The sequence below is a fragment of the Cohnella fermenti genome (genome assembly GCF_004801405.1).
Classification (GTDB): domain Bacteria; phylum Bacillota; class Bacilli; order Paenibacillales; family Paenibacillaceae; genus Cohnella; species Cohnella fermenti.
The window spans coordinates 12056-28272 of record NZ_SSOB01000016.1; the positions used below are offsets into that span (position 1 = coordinate 12056).

The 16217-nt window shown below is 59.9% G+C and carries 17 protein-coding genes; all 17 read left to right on the forward strand.

The genetic code is table 11. The annotated features are described in order from the left end of the window. Nucleotide 1: 1 nt before the first annotated feature. Nucleotides 2–679, forward strand: coding sequence for a riboflavin synthase (locus E6C55_RS13985; protein WP_136370420.1), 678 nt, complete (start codon nucleotides 2–4; stop codon nucleotides 677–679). 144 nt (nucleotides 680–823) lie between these two features. Next, complete coding sequence (locus E6C55_RS13990) at nucleotides 824–2128, forward strand: bifunctional 3,4-dihydroxy-2-butanone-4-phosphate synthase/GTP cyclohydrolase II (RefSeq protein ID WP_136370421.1); 1305 nt, start codon at nucleotides 824–826, stop codon at nucleotides 2126–2128. 106 nt (nucleotides 2129–2234) lie between these two features. Next, entirely contained in the window at nucleotides 2235–2705 is a 471-nt protein-coding gene (gene ribH, locus E6C55_RS13995) for a 6,7-dimethyl-8-ribityllumazine synthase (RefSeq protein WP_136370422.1), read from the forward strand. Nucleotides 2706–2758: 53 nt separating this feature from the next. After that, a complete protein-coding gene (locus E6C55_RS14000; RefSeq protein WP_136370423.1) occupies nucleotides 2759–3559 on the forward strand; it encodes a segregation and condensation protein A in 801 nt (266 codons plus the stop codon). After that, nucleotides 3528–4142: an SMC-Scp complex subunit ScpB gene (gene scpB, locus E6C55_RS14005; protein ID WP_136370424.1), complete on the forward strand. Its 615-nt coding sequence runs from the start codon at nucleotides 3528–3530 to the stop codon at nucleotides 4140–4142. The genes E6C55_RS14000 and scpB overlap by 32 nt, the downstream gene beginning before the upstream one ends. Nucleotides 4143–4224: 82 nt before the next feature. Continuing rightward, a complete protein-coding gene (locus E6C55_RS14010; RefSeq protein ID WP_136370425.1) occupies nucleotides 4225–4917 on the forward strand; it encodes a DUF2953 domain-containing protein in 693 nt (230 codons plus the stop codon). A gap of 84 nt (nucleotides 4918–5001) precedes the next feature. Beyond that, nucleotides 5002–5490 carry a GerW family sporulation protein gene (gene ytfJ / locus E6C55_RS14015; RefSeq protein ID WP_136370426.1) on the forward strand — a complete coding sequence of 163 codons (489 nt, stop codon included), beginning with the start codon at nucleotides 5002–5004 and terminating at the stop codon, nucleotides 5488–5490. A 253-nt stretch (nucleotides 5491–5743) separates the two neighbouring features. Next, the gene (locus E6C55_RS14020; protein WP_407923729.1) at nucleotides 5744–6901 is read left to right on the forward strand and encodes a D-alanyl-D-alanine carboxypeptidase family protein; all 1158 of its coding nucleotides are present in this window, start codon (nucleotides 5744–5746) and stop codon (nucleotides 6899–6901) included. Between the two features lie 24 nt (nucleotides 6902–6925). Continuing rightward, entirely contained in the window at nucleotides 6926–7555 is a 630-nt protein-coding gene (locus E6C55_RS14025; protein ID WP_136370427.1) for a nucleoside recognition domain-containing protein, read from the forward strand. Nucleotides 7556–7561: 6 nt separating this feature from the next. Next, complete coding sequence (locus tag E6C55_RS14030; RefSeq protein ID WP_136370428.1) at nucleotides 7562–8092, forward strand: spore maturation protein; 531 nt, start codon at nucleotides 7562–7564, stop codon at nucleotides 8090–8092. Between the two features lie 40 nt (nucleotides 8093–8132). Then, nucleotides 8133–8882 (forward strand): pseudouridine synthase, encoded by a 750-nt coding sequence (locus tag E6C55_RS14035; protein ID WP_136370429.1) that lies wholly within the window; start codon nucleotides 8133–8135, stop codon nucleotides 8880–8882. 189 nt (nucleotides 8883–9071) lie between these two features. Then, nucleotides 9072–9599, forward strand: a complete 528-nt coding sequence (locus E6C55_RS14040) for a redoxin domain-containing protein (RefSeq protein WP_136370430.1) — start codon at nucleotides 9072–9074, stop codon at nucleotides 9597–9599. 16 nt (nucleotides 9600–9615) lie between these two features. Next, on the forward strand, nucleotides 9616–11292 hold the full coding sequence (gene resB / locus E6C55_RS14045) for a cytochrome c biogenesis protein ResB (RefSeq protein WP_136370431.1): 1677 nt from the start codon (nucleotides 9616–9618) through the stop codon (nucleotides 11290–11292). After that, nucleotides 11289–12548, forward strand: a complete 1260-nt coding sequence (gene ccsA, locus E6C55_RS14050) for a cytochrome c biogenesis protein CcsA (protein ID WP_136370432.1) — start codon at nucleotides 11289–11291, stop codon at nucleotides 12546–12548. Before resB ends, ccsA begins: the two co-directional genes overlap by 4 nt. Nucleotides 12549–12578: 30 nt before the next feature. Next, nucleotides 12579–13295 (forward strand): response regulator transcription factor, encoded by a 717-nt coding sequence (locus E6C55_RS14055; RefSeq protein WP_136370433.1) that lies wholly within the window; start codon nucleotides 12579–12581, stop codon nucleotides 13293–13295. Between the two features lie 3 nt (nucleotides 13296–13298). Next, the gene (locus E6C55_RS14060) at nucleotides 13299–14729 is read left to right on the forward strand and encodes an ATP-binding protein (RefSeq protein ID WP_136370434.1); all 1431 of its coding nucleotides are present in this window, start codon (nucleotides 13299–13301) and stop codon (nucleotides 14727–14729) included. 67 nt (nucleotides 14730–14796) lie between these two features. Beyond that, nucleotides 14797–16065, forward strand: a complete 1269-nt coding sequence (locus E6C55_RS14065; protein WP_136370435.1) for an MFS transporter — start codon at nucleotides 14797–14799, stop codon at nucleotides 16063–16065. Nucleotides 16066–16217: the final 152 nt, after the last annotated feature.

Genomic DNA, 16217 nt, shown 5'->3' on the forward strand with positions numbered 1-16217 from the left:
CATGTTCACCGGACTTATCGAAGAGATTGGCATTCTCCGCCGGGTGCAGCGGCGAGGCGAGGCGATGATCTTGACGATCTCGGCCTCCGAGGTTCTCGAGGACGTCAAGCTGGGCGACAGCATTTCCGTGAACGGCGTGTGCTTGACCGTCGTGTCCTGCGACAGCGGAAGCTTTAACGCCGATGTGATGCCGCAGACGTTCCGGCACTCGAATCTGTGCGAGCTGAAGCCGGGCGAGCCGGTCAATCTCGAACGCGCGATGCTGGCGGGCGGCCGGTTCGGCGGCCATATCGTCCAAGGTCATGCGGACGGGACGGGCGCGATCGTCGGGCGGAAGGAAGACGCGAATGCAGTCGTCTTCACCGTCAAGCCGCATGATGCGGGAACGCTTCGTCAGATCGTCCCGCAAGGATCGGTGACGCTGGACGGCATCAGCCTCACGGTCGTCGCCGTCGATCGCGAGGCGGGAACGCTGTCCGTGTCGATCATCCCCCATACGCTTCAGGAGACGGCCTTGCGAGGCAAGAAGCCGGGCGATACGGTCAACATCGAGTGCGATATTCTCGGCAAGTATGTCGACCACCTGCTGGCTGTGCGATTCGGAGAGCGAGAGCAGGCGCCAAGCGGCGCCAAGAGCGGCGGATTGACCGAAGCGAAGCTTCGCGAGCTCGGTTTCTAACAGGCGGGCTCGAGCCGCAGCGGCGAATAGAGGAGAATAGAGGAACAGAGGCAACGCCAACAAGAACGGGACGAGAACAAGCGAATCAAGCGAACCGTACGAATATGCTCCAAAATCCAGCAAGAGCAAGAGGAGGAAATCACGATGAGCACGAACGAACAACAGGGAGAGCCCGCCGCGTCGTCGGCCGAGTTCGAATTCGATCGGATCGAGGACGCGCTTGCGGACCTCAAGGCGGGCAAGGCGATCGTTGTCGTCGACGACGAAGACCGCGAGAACGAAGGCGATCTGATCGTTCTCGCCGAGAAGGCGACGCCGGAGATCATCAACTTCATGATCACCGAAGGCCGGGGGCTCGTGTGCGTGCCGATCACGCAAGAGCGAGCCGAGCAACTGGACCTGCCGCCGATGGTTACGCATAACACCGATTACCACGGGACCGCGTTCACCGTATCGGTCGACCACGTCTCGACCTCGACGGGCATCTCCGCCTTCGAGCGGGCGGACACGGTGCGGGGGCTGATCGATCCCGAGGCGAAGCCTTCCGACTTCCGCCGTCCGGGACATATTTTCCCGCTGATTGCCAAGAATGGCGGCGTGCTGCGACGCTCCGGCCATACGGAGGCTGCAATCGACCTCGCGCGGATGTGCGATTCCCACCCGGCTGCGGTTATCTGCGAGATCGTGAAGGAAGACGGGACGATGGCGAGGCTGCCGGACTTGATCGAATTCACGCGGCAGCACGAGCTGAAGCTGATCACGATCAAAGAGCTGATCCGGTACCGGAACGAGATGGAGAAGCTCGTCAAACGGGAAGTCGAAGTGAATATTCCGACCGACTTCGGCGAATTCCGCGCGATCGCCTACACGAACCTGGTCGATTCGAAGGAGCACGTTGCCTTCGTCAAAGGCGCGATCGACGGGGAGAAGCCGGTGCTCGTGCGGGTTCATTCGGAATGCTTGACGGGCGACGTGTTCCATTCCCATCGCTGCGACTGCGGGCCTCAATTGGAAGCGGCCTTAAGACAGATCGACGAAGAGGGAAGCGGCGTGTTATTGTATATGAGACAAGAAGGCCGCGGAATCGGCCTGATCAACAAGCTGAGAGCCTATAAGCTTCAAGAGGAAGGGCTCGACACCGTAGATGCGAACCTGAAGCTGGGCTTCAAGCCCGATCTGCGGGACTATGGAATCGGCGCGCAGATTCTGAAGGATCTGGGCGTTCGCAAGCTGCGCCTGCTGACGAACAACCCTCGCAAGATTCGCGGGCTGGAGGGCTACGGGCTTAACGTCGTGGAGCGCGTTCCGATCCAGACCGAGGCGAACCGGTCGAATGCCGGGTATCTGAACACGAAGAAGACGAAGCTGGGCCACCTGCTGAATCTCTCTGCGGAGAAGAAGACGGACCCGGAGCCGAATACCGAGAATAACGAGACGTTGGAAGTGTAAGCAGAAGGTTCACGCGGATTTTTATACAGATGATCATGCAGATGTCATACAGATGTCACGCAGATGTCATGCAGATGAGCTGCACATACAGAGAGGATGAGGAACAATGGCGGTTATTTATGAAGGCAATCTGGTATCGCAAGGTCTGAAGTACGGGGTCGTCATCGGCAGGTTCAACGAATTCATCTCGGCTCGCCTTCTCAGCGGCGCGCTTGACGCGTTCAAGCGTCACGGAGCGGAGGAGCACGAGGTTGAAGTGGCATGGGTGCCGGGAGCGTTCGAGATCCCGCTGATCGCGCAGAAGATGGCGGAGAGCGGCAAGTACGACGCGGTCATCACGCTCGGAGCGGTCATCCGCGGATCGACGCCGCACTTCGACTACGTCTGCAACGAGGCCGCCAAGGGCGTCGCCGCAACGGCGCTCAAGACCGGCGTTCCGACGATCTTCGGCGTTCTGACCGTCGACAGCATCGAGCAAGCGATCGAGCGCGCCGGAACGAAGGCAGGCAACAAGGGCTGGGAAGCGGCCGTCTCGGCGATCGAGATGGCGAACCTGACCAAGTCTCTGCAAGCCTGATTGCGGAGGCGCACGGGAAGGAAAGTTTAAGCCGGGAAGGATGAAGGACCCGCGTGACGGTGCTATACAAGCTGGAAACGTTCGAAGGACCGCTCGATCTGCTGCTCCACCTGATCGACAAAGCGGAGATCGATATCCAGGATATCTCCATCAGCGAGATCACCGACCAATATATCGCTTATCTGGAGGCGATGCAGGAGCTCGTGCTCGATGTCACGAGCGAATTTCTCGTCATGGCGGCGACCCTGCTGGCCATGAAGAGCAGACAGTTGCTGCCCAAGCCGCCGGTCACCGACGAGCCGTGGCTCACGTACGAAGAGGACGACGGGCTGGACACGAGGGAAGAGCTGATTCGCAAGCTGATCGAGTACCGCAAGTTCAAGGCGATCGCCAGCGAGCTGCGCGAGCATGAATTCGAGCGAAGCCAGACGTATACCCGGGAGCCTGTCGATCTGGAGCCGTTCGTGCCCGACGTGCCGCAGAACCCGGTCGAAGGGCTGCATGTGGACGATCTCGTTCGCGCATTCCGGAAGGCGCTGCGCAGAGTGGCGGGACGCAACCGGATCACGGCGATTCAGCGGGACGAGATCTCGATCACCGACCGGATTCGCGATATCGCGACTCTGATGCGGGGAAGAGCGGATGACGGCGACGATAAGCTTCTGTTCTCGGAGCTGCTCGGAGACGAGGTTGAACGCCATGAGGTCGTGGTGACGTTCCTTGCCGTTCTCGAGCTGATGAAGAGACGCTGGGTGTCGTGCTTCCAGAATCAACTGTTCGACGAGATCGTGCTGACGTGGACGGGAAGAGAGGAGACTTACGATGGATTATTCGAGCCTGAAGTCCCTTATTGAGGGCTTGCTGTTCGTATCCGGCGACGAAGGCATTACCGTCAAGACGATCGCAGAGGTCGTCGAGATGAACGCCGACGTCGTGAAGGACGTGCTTCGCGACTTGCAAGCCGATCTGAAGAAGAAGAAGCGCGGCATTCGGATCGCCGAAGTGGCGGGCAGCTTCCGCCTGACGACGGCTACGGAGCATGCGCCCTACTTCGAGAAGCTCGCTTACAATCCGTCCCGCAGCGTGCTCTCCCAGGCGGCTCTCGAGACGCTTTCCATCGTCGCTTACCGGCAGCCGATCACCCGCATCGAGATCGAGGAGATTCGCGGCGTCAAGGCCGACCGCGCGATCCATACGCTCGTCGTCAAGGACCTGATCGAAGAGGTCGGGCGGGCCGAGGCGCTAGGCAGGCCGATCTTGTACGGCACGACCAAGTCGTTCCTCGATTACTTCGGCTTGGCGGGCATCGACCAGCTTCCGGACCCGATGATCAGCGAGAACGACGATGAGATCGAAGAGCAATCGCGGCTGCTGTTCGAGAAGATCGAAGGCAGGCAACTGTCGCTCGACGATCTGAAGGCGCTGGAGACGAAGTGAATCGGTTCCATTCTCTCCTTCAATCGGAATGAATAACGAAGACCGAAGGCCATACTACCCTTGAGCGAAAGGCGGGGGAAGTATGGCTTTTTGGTTATGGATAGGCGGCATCTTCGCCGCTGTGCTGCTGCTGTCGGTCGCGGTTCTGCTGTCTTCCGTCCGGGTTCGGATTCGCTATTCGCGAAGCGGCAAGCTCGACCAGCTCGTCATCATTGTCCGAGCCTTATACGGAGCCGTGCAGACGCAGCGCACGATCCCGACGATCGCGATCAAGGGCTGGGGCATTCTATACGAGGAAAAACAGAAGGCAGGAGCCGTTGGAGCGGAGAAGGGGCGCCGGGGCAAGCGGATGATCGGAGAGCGAACCGTGCGCAGACTGTGGAAGGCGTTCCGGAACCTGCGGCTGTCGATCTCGAATCTGAAGGAGTGGGCGCTGGAGACTCTGCAGCACGTGGAATGCACGCGCTGGAGAATCGACGTCAGGCTCGGCACGGGCAATGCCGCGCATACGGCCGTGCTGTCCGGCCTCTGTTGGACGCTGATGGGGTGCATCAACGGGGCGGCGAGCCGGTTCGTTCGCTGGAGAACCCATCCTCATGGCAAGGTGGAGCCCGTCTATTCCGGCAAGGAGTTCTCGCTAGTGTGGGAAGCGGACTTCCTGATTCGGGTATCGAGCCTCGTCTCGTCCCTGATCGGCCTGGGCACTCGAACGATCAAACCCAAAGCCGCACTGCGCGCATGGCGCACATGGAAGGCCGGCCCGGGCCATGTGTGACAGCTTCTGCAGGCTTCGATTCGTCGGGCGAATAAACGAAGACCGGCGCAGGGCAACCTATCGGAAGAAAGGAGGGTGGCTATTATGTCCGAACATCCGATTCAAGGCCTTATGCAGACCGCCATGGAGAACATCAAGGAGATGGTGGACGTCAACACCATCGTCGGCGAACCCGTCCAAACTCCGGACGGCAGCGTCATCATGCCGATCTCCAAGGTGGGCTTCGGGTTCGCAGCGGGAGGCAGCGAGTTCCAGACGGAGGAGCTGCACGGAACGAAGACGGGACATGTCTCTTCCGCTTCCGGCTCCGGCGAAGCCAAGGGGCACAATGCGGCGGTGTCGCTTCCGTTCGGCGGCGGCAGCGGCGGCGGGGTATCCATTACGCCGATCGCATTCCTGGTCGTCGGTTCGCATGGCGTAAAGGTCGTTCCGCTCGACAACCAGACGCATCTGTTCGAGAGAATCATCGACGAAGCGCCTCGGTGGGTCGACAAGATCCAGAACATCTTCCGCCGTCCCGAAGAGAGCGCGGAACGAATCTCCTTGCATTCGTCTTCCGACAATGTGATGTAGGCGCCCTTCGGCGCCGGATTCGCGTCATCGCCGCAGTCGTTCCGCGTTGCCCATGTCGCGCAATGCCGCCTCATGCAGTCGATCTCGCCATTCCGGCCGCTAAGGCCGGAATTTTTTTTGCTGCGACGAGCCTTGACCTTGCTCCCCGATCATCCAATCGTAAGAATCAAACCGGACATGCCTACATAAAAATGGTAGAAGAACCTTCGCCACAAGGCTGTCCGCGTAATGCCGAGGAGGAACGAGACAGCTTATGCCAACCAATGTTTACCGTTTGTTCCGCTCCGCCCTGCTCCTGACGACGGTCGGACTCGCAGCCGCGAATGCCGCCGAGACGCCGGCGACGGCCGCGCCCAAGCAATTGTCCGCCGTAGAGGCGATGCCGGTCTCCGGCGGCTCGTCGGTGCTTCATACGTCCGCCGCCGCGTCCGCGCTGATGGATGTGACCTCCGGCAGGCTGCTGTCGCAGGAGAACGGGGACCGCGAGCTTCGAATCGCCAGCTTGACGAAGATCATGACGGCTATCGTGGCGATCGAGAACGATCGGCTGGACGACGTCGTCACCGTCAGCGTCAGGGCGGCGGGGAAGGAAGGCTCGTCCTTGTACCTGAAGGCGGGAGAGAAGATCAAGCTGGAGGACCTGCTGTACGGGCTTATGCTTAGATCCGGCAACGACGCGGCCACGGCAATCGCGGAACACGTCGGCGGCTCGCTCGAAGGGTTCGTCTATCTGATGAACCGCAAGGCGGACGAGCTTGGCATGAAGCACAGCCGGTTCGGCAATCCGTCGGGCCTCGATCAGGACGGGCATTATTCCTCGGCGAACGATCTGGCGCGGCTCACTTCGTACGCCCTCCGTAACGAGACGTTCCGCACCATCGTGGGCACGAAGGTGAAGACGGCGCCGAATCCGAACGAGAATTGGGATTACAAGTGGGCGAACAAGAACAAGATGCTGTTCCAATACGACGGTGCGGACGGGGTTAAGACCGGGTATACGAAGAAGGCGCTGCGCTGCCTCGTCAGCTCGGCTACCCGGAACGGGCAGCAGCTCGTCGCGGTTACGCTGAACGACCGGGACGACTGGCTCGATCACCGCCGCTTGCTCGATCACGGCTTCGCGAAGTACCCGCTGCAGACGATTGTCCGCAAGGGAGAAGCGGTCGCCGGCTACCCGTACGTCGCCGTGAACGACTTCCGTTATCCGCTTGCGGAGGGAGAGCGGGAGAAGCTCCGGCTGCGAATCCAGCCCATCGCTTCGGATACGATCGATTATGTGTTCGGAGCGAGAGGGAAGCTGTCCGTGCGGCTGGAGGAGCGCCCGATCGCCACGGTCGGCCTGATCGCCGAGCGGCAGCCGGCGAACGAGCCGGAGAAGCGGCGGACGTTCGCGGAGAGAATCAAGAAGTAAGGAGCAGGGAAGGGAGAGGTCAGAATGGTCAATTGGATCTGGCTTGGCATGATGGTGGTCAGCGTGGCGTTCGCGGCAGTCAAAGGCCGTGTGCGCGAGGTGACGGAAGCCGCGTTCGGAGGCGCGCAGACCGGCGTGACGGTGTGCATCGGCCTCGTCAGCATCCTGGTGTTCTGGCTTGGCCTCATGCGAATCGCCGAGCAGGCGGGGCTCGTGCGCAAGCTGGCGCGGCTCGTCGCGCCGCTCGTGCGCAGGCTGTTCCCCGACGTTCCGGCCGATCATCCGGCGTTCGGCTATATTCTGACGAATATGAGCGCCAACCTGCTCGGACTTGGCAACGCGGCGACGCCGATGGGCATTCGCGCGATGCAGGAGCTGCAGAAGCTGAACCCTTCCCAGGACACGGCGACGCCGGCGATGTGCACGCTGCTCGCGCTCAACACGGCGAGCATTACGCTGATCCCGACGACGATGATCGCGATCCGCATGAACTTCGGCTCGGCGAGCCCGACGGACATCGTCGTGAGCACGCTGCTTGCGACGTTCGTGGCGACCGGCGCCGCGATTGCCGCCGACCGCTGGTACCGCAGCCGGGACCGGCATCGCCTGCCGCCGCTTCCGGTCGGCGGCTCCGCCGAGACGAAGGGAGGGTAACGAGCGATGGTCGCCTTCCTCCATCAGGTGTCCGCCTGGGCGGTGCCGATGATGATCGTGCTTATTCCCCTCTACGCGGCGCTGCGCAAAGTTCCGGTCTACGAGACGTTCGTGGACGGCGCCAAGGAAGGCTTCGGCACCGCCGTCGGCATCATCCCCCACCTTGTCGGAATGATGACCGCGATCAGCATGTTCCGCGCGTCCGGCGCGATGGATGCCATGGTCGCTCTGGTCCGCCCGCTGTTCGAGCGGATCGGGGTGCCCGGCGACGTGCTGCCGCTCGGCTTGCTTCGCCCGATTACCGGAGCGGGCTCCCTCGCCTATGCGACCGATCTGATCAAGACGCACGGAGCCGACTCGATGATCGCCCGAATCGCCGCCACGATCCAGGGCAGCACCGATACGACGCTGTATGTGCTGACCGTCTACTTCGGCGCGATCGGCATCCGCAACACCCGTTATGCGCTCAAGGTCGGCCTCTTCTCGGACGCGGTCGGTTTTTTTGCGGCGGTGGCCGCATGTTGGCTGTTGTTTTAAACCCGTCTTGAAGGTATGATGGGGGATGAGGTGAACCGACTTGGAACGTTTGCAGAAGATTCTCGCGAATGCCGGCATCGCATCCCGGCGCAAGTGCGAGGAATTGATTACGGGCGGCAAGGTGACCGTCAACGGAGAGACGGTGACGGAGCTCGGAGTCAAGGCGGACCCGACCGTCGACGAGATCGCGGTTAACGGGAAGAAGATTCTTAAGGAGAAGAAAGTGTATATCGTATTCAATAAGCCCAAGGGTGTCATTACGGCGGTCAGCGACCCGAAGGGGCGGTCCGTCGTGACGGATTACTTGAAGGATGTCAAGGAGCGGGTGTACCCGGTCGGTCGGCTGGACTACGACTCGGAAGGGCTGCTCCTGCTGACGAACGACGGGGAGCTGGCGAACAAGCTGGCCCATCCGAAGCATCACGTGCCGAAGACGTATCTTGCGACGGTCGAGCGCGTGCCGCACGGCTCGGCGCTGGAGAAGCTGGCGAAGGGCATCAAGCTTGAGGACGGCATGACGGCGCCGGCCGAAGTCGAATACCACGATGTCGATACAGAGAACAAGCAGGCGACGATTCGCATTACGATCCGCGAGGGCCGCAACCGCCAGGTGCGCCGCATGTTCGAAGCCATCCACCATCCGGTCATTCGGTTGAAGCGAATCTCGTTCGGCAGCCTTCAATTGGACAATCTTCAACGGGGCAAGCACCGGAAGCTGTCGAAGACGGAGCTCCAGGAGCTTCTTCAAGACGCAGAATCGTCACAGGCGCCTTCCTCCAAGGAAGATTGACGTCACACAATGTTCATAACCGGCGGTTCAGGGGATATCCTTGACCCCGGTGTTTTCGTTATAATGGAACTAATTCGGTGAAAAATCGGCAAAAAAACGGCAGCCCCGGTATGGGGCGTTTCGTGTTGCCGATAATGACCGATAAGGGGCCATGCGACTGCGAAGCGAATACATACCGGTGGTGAGACTGTGAAGCGTTACCGCAAGCCGATTCAATACGTCATTCTCGCGCTTGTTCTTCTGATCGGGGGCTATGCCATCGGGCGCTCCTTCTTCGAGACGTCGACGGTGCTCAAGCCGGGACAAGCCGCGCCCGCGTTCACGCTGGCGGATCTGCAGGGAGAGGTTCACGACCTCGACTCCTACAAGGGCAAGCCGCTTGTGCTCAACTTCTGGGGGACGTTCTGCCCGCCGTGCCGCAACGAGATGCCGGCGCTGCAGTACGAATACGAGAAGTGGAAGGACCAGGGGCTGGAGCTGGTCGGCATCAACCTGAGCGAGGATCGAATCGCGGTGCAGCGATTCGCCGAAGGAGTCGGCGCTTACTTCCCGATTCTGCTCGATCGCGGCAAGAAGACCGAGAAGAAGTACGGACTCAAGGAATACCCGACGACGTTCTTCATTACGGCGGACGGGGAGATCCAGGATATCGTCATCGGGGGTCCGATGAGCGAGGAGGACATCGACTCTCGCATCAGGCGACTGTTCGGACAATAGGGGAGGCTGTCACAAGTTGTTTCAGAACACCAAGTGCGAATGCGGGCATCAGAATCCGACGGGCACCGTTCTCTGCGAATACTGCGGCAAGCCTCTGCTTGAGGACCTGCCGCTGGATAGCCCTCTGGAGATGCGTTACGACGGGATAGCCCGCCGTTCCCAGAAGAGCAATCCCGCGTTGATCGACCGCGTGTGGAATTTTTTCTCATCTGTCAAAATCGCTGTTTATCTCATTATCATCACGCTGGTCGGAGCCGCGGTCGGGACAATCTACCCGCAGGAGAGCACCTTCATCAATCTGGATGATCCGGCGGGCTATTATCGGGCGGCGTATGGCACGTCGGGAGCCATCTATCAGGCGCTCGGATTCTCGCGAACGTACGAATCGTGGTGGTTCGTCGGCCTGCTCGTCATGATCGGAACCTCGCTGGTCATCTGCAGCCTGGACCGCGTCCTGCCGCTGTATAAAGCGCTCTCGAAGCAGCAGGTGCGCAAGCATCTGACGTTCATCAATCGTCAGCAGACGATATTCAGCACAACGATTGAAGGGGAGCCGGAGGCATGGGTCGAGAGCTTCGGCAAGCAGCTTAAGCGCAAGCGCTACAACGTCAAGCGCGACGGGACGGCGCTGCTCGCGGAGAAGAACCGCTTCAGCCGGTGGGGACCGTATATCAACCATATCGGGCTGATCGTCTTCTTGCTCGCGGTGCTCGGAAGAGGTGTGCCCGCCTGGCACATGGACCAATACGTGTCGATGGACGAGGGGCAGACGAAGCAGATTCCGAATACGAACTATTACGTGAAGAACGAGGACTTCACCGTCGAATACTACAAGGACGAGGAGCTTCCTGACGCGCTCAAGGGCACGGCGCGCGCCAAGCTCTACGAGACGAAGGCGGTTCTGTACGAATGCACGGCCGACTGCGACGATCCGATCAAGGACCCGGTTCTGCAGGAAGTCGAGCGCCACGACATCCAGGTGAACAGCCCGTTGTCCTACAAGGGGCTCAAACTCTATCAATACAATTACGAGCAGAGAATCCGGCTCATTACGGTCAAGCCGCTGCTCGTCGATTCGCAGACGGGAGAGGAATACGGGCCGTTCGAGCTGCCCGTGTCGAATCCGCCATTGACTTATACGGCGGGCCCTTATACCTTAAAGTTAAGCGACTTCTTCCCGGACTTCGGAATGGACGAGCAGAGCCGCCCGATGACGAAGTCCCGCGACCCGAACAACCCGGCGTTCGTGTTCATCGTCACGGGGCCGGGCCTGCAAGAGAGCGGAGAGATGTACATCTACTTCCCGCTTCCGAACGCGGAGGACAAGCAGCTTCAGCAGCTTCTTAACGAGAGCTTCAAGAAGAGCGGCAACAACACGGGCCGCTTCTCCTTCAAGGTCGGGAAGATGGAGAACGTGTCGTACTCCGAATACACGACTTACCTGAACGTGCGCGTCGATCGCGCCATGCCATTCATCTGGGTCGGGGCCGCGATCTCCATGATCGGCCTCGTCATGGGCTTCTACTGGCAGCATCGCCGCGTCTGGCTCCGGATCGACGGCGGCGTGCTTACGCTCGGCGCGCACACGAACAAGAACACGTTCGGCGTTCGCAACGAAGTCGCCGGCGCCCTCAAGAAGGCAGGCATCGAAGTGAATCCCAAGGCACTCGATAACAGGAGGAATACCCATTGAATTGGCTATCGGTCAGCAGCGACGCATTCATTATCGCATTCTTTCTCTATTGCTTCTCGTTCATCGGCTTCTGCATCGCGATCGGAGGGAGCCGCTGGAGCAATCGCGACATCGAGGTCCATAAGAAGAGATGGTCGCGAATCGCCTTCTCCCTGGCGATCCTCGGCTGGGTGAGCCATCTTGTCTTCTTCTTCACCCGCTGGAAGGGCGGCGGCCACATTCCGACGAGCAACATGTATGAATTTATGACATTCCTCGGCATGGCCATCATGTTCGCCTTCATTGTTGTATACTTGATCTATCGCACGACGCTGCTCGGCGCGTTCGCGACTCCGCTTGTGGTCATCATTATCGCTTATGCGTCGGTGTTCCCTTCGGAGGTTCAGCCGCTCATTCCGGCGTTGAACTCGATCTGGCTCAAGATTCACGTCACGACGGCCGCGAGCGGCGAAGCGTTCTTCGCCGTCAGCTTCGCGGCGGCGCTTGTGCAATTGCTGCGGGTCGTCGACTTCAAGAGCAAGGAGAAGTCGGCGGTCAGGCAGCAGCGCGGCGTGGAATGGGTGTTGATCTTCATCATCGTCATCATCGGCTTCCTCGTCTCCGTCTTCGGCTTCCGCGCCGGCGGCTACGAGGCCGAATTCCGGCAAGAGAACTTCGAGATCGACCAGCAAGGCCAAGCGCTGGATTCGACCGCATCCGTGAAGTACGACCTGCCGCCGATCGTCGCTCCGTACAACAGCGAGACGGTGAGCATGAAGTCGTTCCTCGGGCTGTCGGAGCCGCTGTTCGAAGCTCCTTCCTGGATGAACGGAGTCAACGCGGGCCGCAAGCTCAACACGGTGATCTGGTCGCTCCTCTCCGGCGCAATCCTGTACGGAATCGCGCGCCTCATCGCACGCAAGCCGCTGGCTGCCGTCATTCATCCGCACCTTGACGGAATCGATCCGGAAGATCTGGACGAGATCAGCTACCGCTCCATCGCGATCGGCTTCCCGGTGTTTACGCTCGGGGCGCTTATCTTCGCGATGATCTGGGCGCAGATTGCCTGGTCGCGCTTCTGGGGATGGGACCCGAAGGAAGTATGGGCGCTCATCACCTGGCTGTTCTACAGCGCGTATCTCCATCTCCGGCTGTCTCGCGGCTGGCAGGGAACGAGGTCGGCGTGGCTCGCCGTCATCGGCTTTATCGTCGTTCTGTTTACCTTGATCGGGGTAAACTTGGTTATAGCGGGGCTTCATTCGTACGCGGGAGTGTAACTATCCATTAAGGCAAGGGAGTCGATTCGGGTGAACGAAGCAGGCAATCGCATTCTGGTGGTGGACGACGAAGAGAGAATCCGTCGTCTGCTGCGCATGTACCTGGAGAAGGAAGGCTATGTCATCGAGGAAGCGGAGGACGGCGAATCCGCGCTGCGCAAGGCGCTGCAGATGGATTACGACCTGATCGTTCTCGATCTCATGCTGCCCGGCATCGACGGCATGGAGGTATGCACGCGCCTTCGGCAGAGCAAGGCGACGCCGGTCATCATGCTGACCGCGAAGGGCGAGGAAGTGAACCGCGTGCAGGGCTTCGAGGTCGGCGCCGACGATTACGTCGTCAAGCCGTTCAGCCCGCGCGAAGTGATCTTCCGGATCAAGGCGATTCTCCGCCGCTCGTCCGCGACCGCATTCCTCTCGAAGGAGCTGGCCACGAGCAACAATATCGTTTTCCCCCATCTGGTTATCGAGCACGATGCCCATCGCGTCACGGCGGACGGCCAGGAGGTCAACCTGACGCCGAAGGAATACGAGCTGCTGCACTTCCTGGCAAGCTCGCCGGATAAGGTATATTCGCGCGAAGAGCTGCTCAAGGACGTATGGAACTACGACTTCTTCGGCGACCTCCGCACGGTCGACACCCACGTCAAGCGTCTGCGCGAGAAGCTGAACCGGGTATCGGTCGAGGCCGCTTCGATGATCACGACCGTCTGGGGAGTCGGCTACAAGCTTGAGGTGGCGAAGTAAGCGATGGCCATCTGGAAAACCGTCGTCGGCAAGCTATGGCTGACGATCATCGCGCTGGTGGCTGTCGTCATCTCCGTTAACGGCTTGTTCTTCCTGAATTATATCGACCTTAACTTCGTGGATTCCAGCGAGGTTAAGCATTTGTTTATTTACGCAGGGGCTGTCGGTTTTTTGCTGACAACCTTTTTCGCGTTCTTCCTGCTGAAGAAGATTACACAGCCGCTGCGCGAAATCAAGGAAGCGGCCGGCCAGATCGGCCAGGGCGACTTCACCGCCCGCGTCGCCATTCGTTCCACGGACGAGATCGGCGAGCTGGCGAACACGTTCAACTCGATGGCCGCCGAGATCGACTCGCTTATCCAGATCCTCCAGCATGAGCGGGACCATCTGAGCAGCGTGCTGAGAAGCATGACGGATGCCGTCATCTCGTTTAACGCCGACGGCAAGGTCATTCTGACGAATCCGCCGGGCAAGCATCTGCTGGGCGATTGGATCGCCACCGACTGGAGCGAGGAGGAAGCGTACGGGGAGGGAGAGGTGCCTCGTCCGATTCAGGAGATCTTCCACGAGGTCATTCGCTGCGGCCAGGACATGACGAGCAAGGTTCACGTGAAGAACGAGGTGTTCTCCGTCGTTATGACCCCGCTCGTCTCTGCCGAGGGCGTGCGCGGCGCCGTCGCCGTGTTCCGGAATGTGACGGAGGAGTTCAAGGTCGAGAAGCTGCGCACCGACTTCGTGGCGAACATCTCGCACGAGATCCGGACGCCGCTCTCGATGGTGCAGGGCTACAGCGAAGCGCTGCTGGACGAGATCGTCACGTCGGCGGAGGAGAGGAAGGAGCTCGTCCAGGTGATCCACGACGAATCGCTGCGGATGGGACGGCTCGTCAAGGACCTGCTCGATCTCGCCCGCATGGAGGCGGGACACCTGGACCTGAATTCCCAGGTGCTCGACGTCCGGCAACTGATGAATCGCGTGTACCGCAAGTTCGCGGCGCTTACGAAGGACAAGGGAATTGCGCTGCTCTATGAGGAGAGCAAGGAGCCGCTTGTCCTTCAGGAAGCGGACGGGGACCGGCTGGAGCAGGTGCTGACGAACCTGATGGACAATGCGATCCGTCATACGGCGACCGGGTCCTCGATCCGGCTTCACGCGGAGCTGGTTCCGACGAAGAAGGGCAACGAGGCGAAGCTTGTCGTCGCCGACGAAGGCCAAGGCATTCCCGCCGAAGATCTGCCTTATATCTTCGAGCGGTTCTACAAGGCGGACAAAGCCCGCAAGCGCGATCAGAACGGGGCGAGCGGGGGGACCGGGCTTGGCCTCGCGATCGTCAGCAATATCGTCGAAGCCCACGGCGGCCGAATCGAAGCGGCCAGCGAGGTGGGAAGCGGAACGACCTTCACCATTCATCTTCCGATGCAAGGCAAGTCGTAATCATCTTAGAGATCGCGGAAGGCGGCGATGAGCTTGCCGCCTTCCCGGGGAAGAGGCAGGGATCAGCATGTATAGTTGGAGGCGCTTGCAGACAACCGCGTCCGAGAGCTTGAAGAGGAAGCTCGGGCTTGGCGGCGAGGCGATCGTGTCGCTGTTCATCCATGGATGCTTCCAATTCGGAGCTTCGATGTCCGGGCTGTTCTTGAACCTGTATCTTTGGCGGCTGACCGAGAACCTATGGATCAACGGGATGTTTAATCTGATCGTCTACGGCGTGACTCCGATCGCGTTCGCCGTCGGCGGCTACATTGCGAAGCGGAGAGACCGGATGGTCACGTACCGCGTCGGCATCGTCCTGATCGCCGTATTCTATCTGGTCGTCGTTATCGCAAGAGACAGCGTCGTCGATTATTACCCGTTGTTCGCTCTCTGCAATGGCTTCGCTCTGGGGCTCTATTGGAACGGCTATCTTGTTCTGATGTATGACGTGGTAGATTCGCGAGGGCGGGGACGGTATCTTGGCATCAACATGGTCGTATTCAATACGGCGGGCTTGATCGGACCGGCGCTCGCCGGCTTCCTGATCGGCTGGTTCGAAGGGCTTCAAGGGTATATCGTGATGTTCTCCGTCGCCTGCTTCATGTTCATGATCGCCGCGCTGTTCAGCACCCGAATTCGGAAGAAGCCGTCCCATCACCGGACATATTACTTGAAGTACACGCTGTCCGTGCTGAAGAAGGAGCCTGTCTGGCTGCAGGGGTTGTTCGGCTTCCTGCTGCTTGGAATCTTCCAGGGCATCATGCTGTTCCTGCCGAACATTCTGCTCTATCAGACCGTCGGCAGCGAGCGCTGGGTCGGCCTGCTCACCATGTTCTTCGCCATGCTTACGATCTCGATGGGGTTGTACATCTCCCGCCGCAGCGATCGGGATTCCGTGCGCGGCAGCCTGGCGCTCAGCACGTCGCTGGTCACGTCGGCCGCCTGCTTGCTGCTCATCGATATCGATTGGTGGAGTGTGCTGCTCTTCATGGCCATCTTCTCATTCTTTAATCCGCTGACGGTGAACACGCTGACCTCCTACAACTATCGGTTGATGGACTTCCTTCCGCTGCGCGGAGAGTTCCGAATCGAGTCGGTCGTTATCAAGGAGCTGTTCCTGAATATCGGGCGCGTGCTGTCGATCCTCTTCCTCATTCTGTTCGCCGACGATCCCGACTCCCGGGCGATGCCGATTGTACTCGTTCTCGCGGCGCTGCTGCACATGCTCATCGTCCCGCTTGTACGGAAGAAGGGGCAGGAGATCAGCGGACGGACAATCGAACGGGAGAAGGCTTGAATTGAGCGGAATCGCGGCGTTTTAGGTGATTTTTAGCATACATCTGACGCTTCAAGGCTCGTTTGTGCCGCTTTTATATGGTTTTTAGCATACATTCGGCGGCTCGAGCCGGAATTTCTGCTATGGATGTGATTTTTCGCATAATCGCCCAA

Excerpts from the sequence above, each read along its gene's own strand:
- E6C55_RS14010 (WP_136370425.1), top strand. The coding sequence starts at position 4,225 with ATGGCTTTTTGGTTATGGATAGGCGGCATCTTCGCCGCTGTGCTGCTG.
- ytfJ (WP_136370426.1), top strand. The coding sequence starts at position 5,002 with ATGTCCGAACATCCGATTCAAGGCCTTATGCAGACCGCCATGGAGAAC.
- scpB (WP_136370424.1), top strand. The coding sequence starts at position 3,528 with ATGGATTATTCGAGCCTGAAGTCCCTTATTGAGGGCTTGCTGTTCGTA.
- E6C55_RS14065 (WP_136370435.1), top strand. The coding sequence starts at position 14,797 with ATGTATAGTTGGAGGCGCTTGCAGACAACCGCGTCCGAGAGCTTGAAG.
- ribH (WP_136370422.1), top strand. The coding sequence starts at position 2,235 with ATGGCGGTTATTTATGAAGGCAATCTGGTATCGCAAGGTCTGAAGTAC.
- E6C55_RS13990 (WP_136370421.1), top strand. The coding sequence starts at position 824 with ATGAGCACGAACGAACAACAGGGAGAGCCCGCCGCGTCGTCGGCCGAG.
- E6C55_RS14020 (WP_407923729.1), top strand. The coding sequence starts at position 5,744 with ATGCCAACCAATGTTTACCGTTTGTTCCGCTCCGCCCTGCTCCTGACG.
- E6C55_RS14025 (WP_136370427.1), top strand. The coding sequence starts at position 6,926 with ATGGTCAATTGGATCTGGCTTGGCATGATGGTGGTCAGCGTGGCGTTC.
- E6C55_RS14030 (WP_136370428.1), top strand. The coding sequence starts at position 7,562 with ATGGTCGCCTTCCTCCATCAGGTGTCCGCCTGGGCGGTGCCGATGATG.
- E6C55_RS14060 (WP_136370434.1), top strand. The coding sequence starts at position 13,299 with ATGGCCATCTGGAAAACCGTCGTCGGCAAGCTATGGCTGACGATCATC.
- E6C55_RS13985 (WP_136370420.1), top strand. The coding sequence starts at position 2 with ATGTTCACCGGACTTATCGAAGAGATTGGCATTCTCCGCCGGGTGCAG.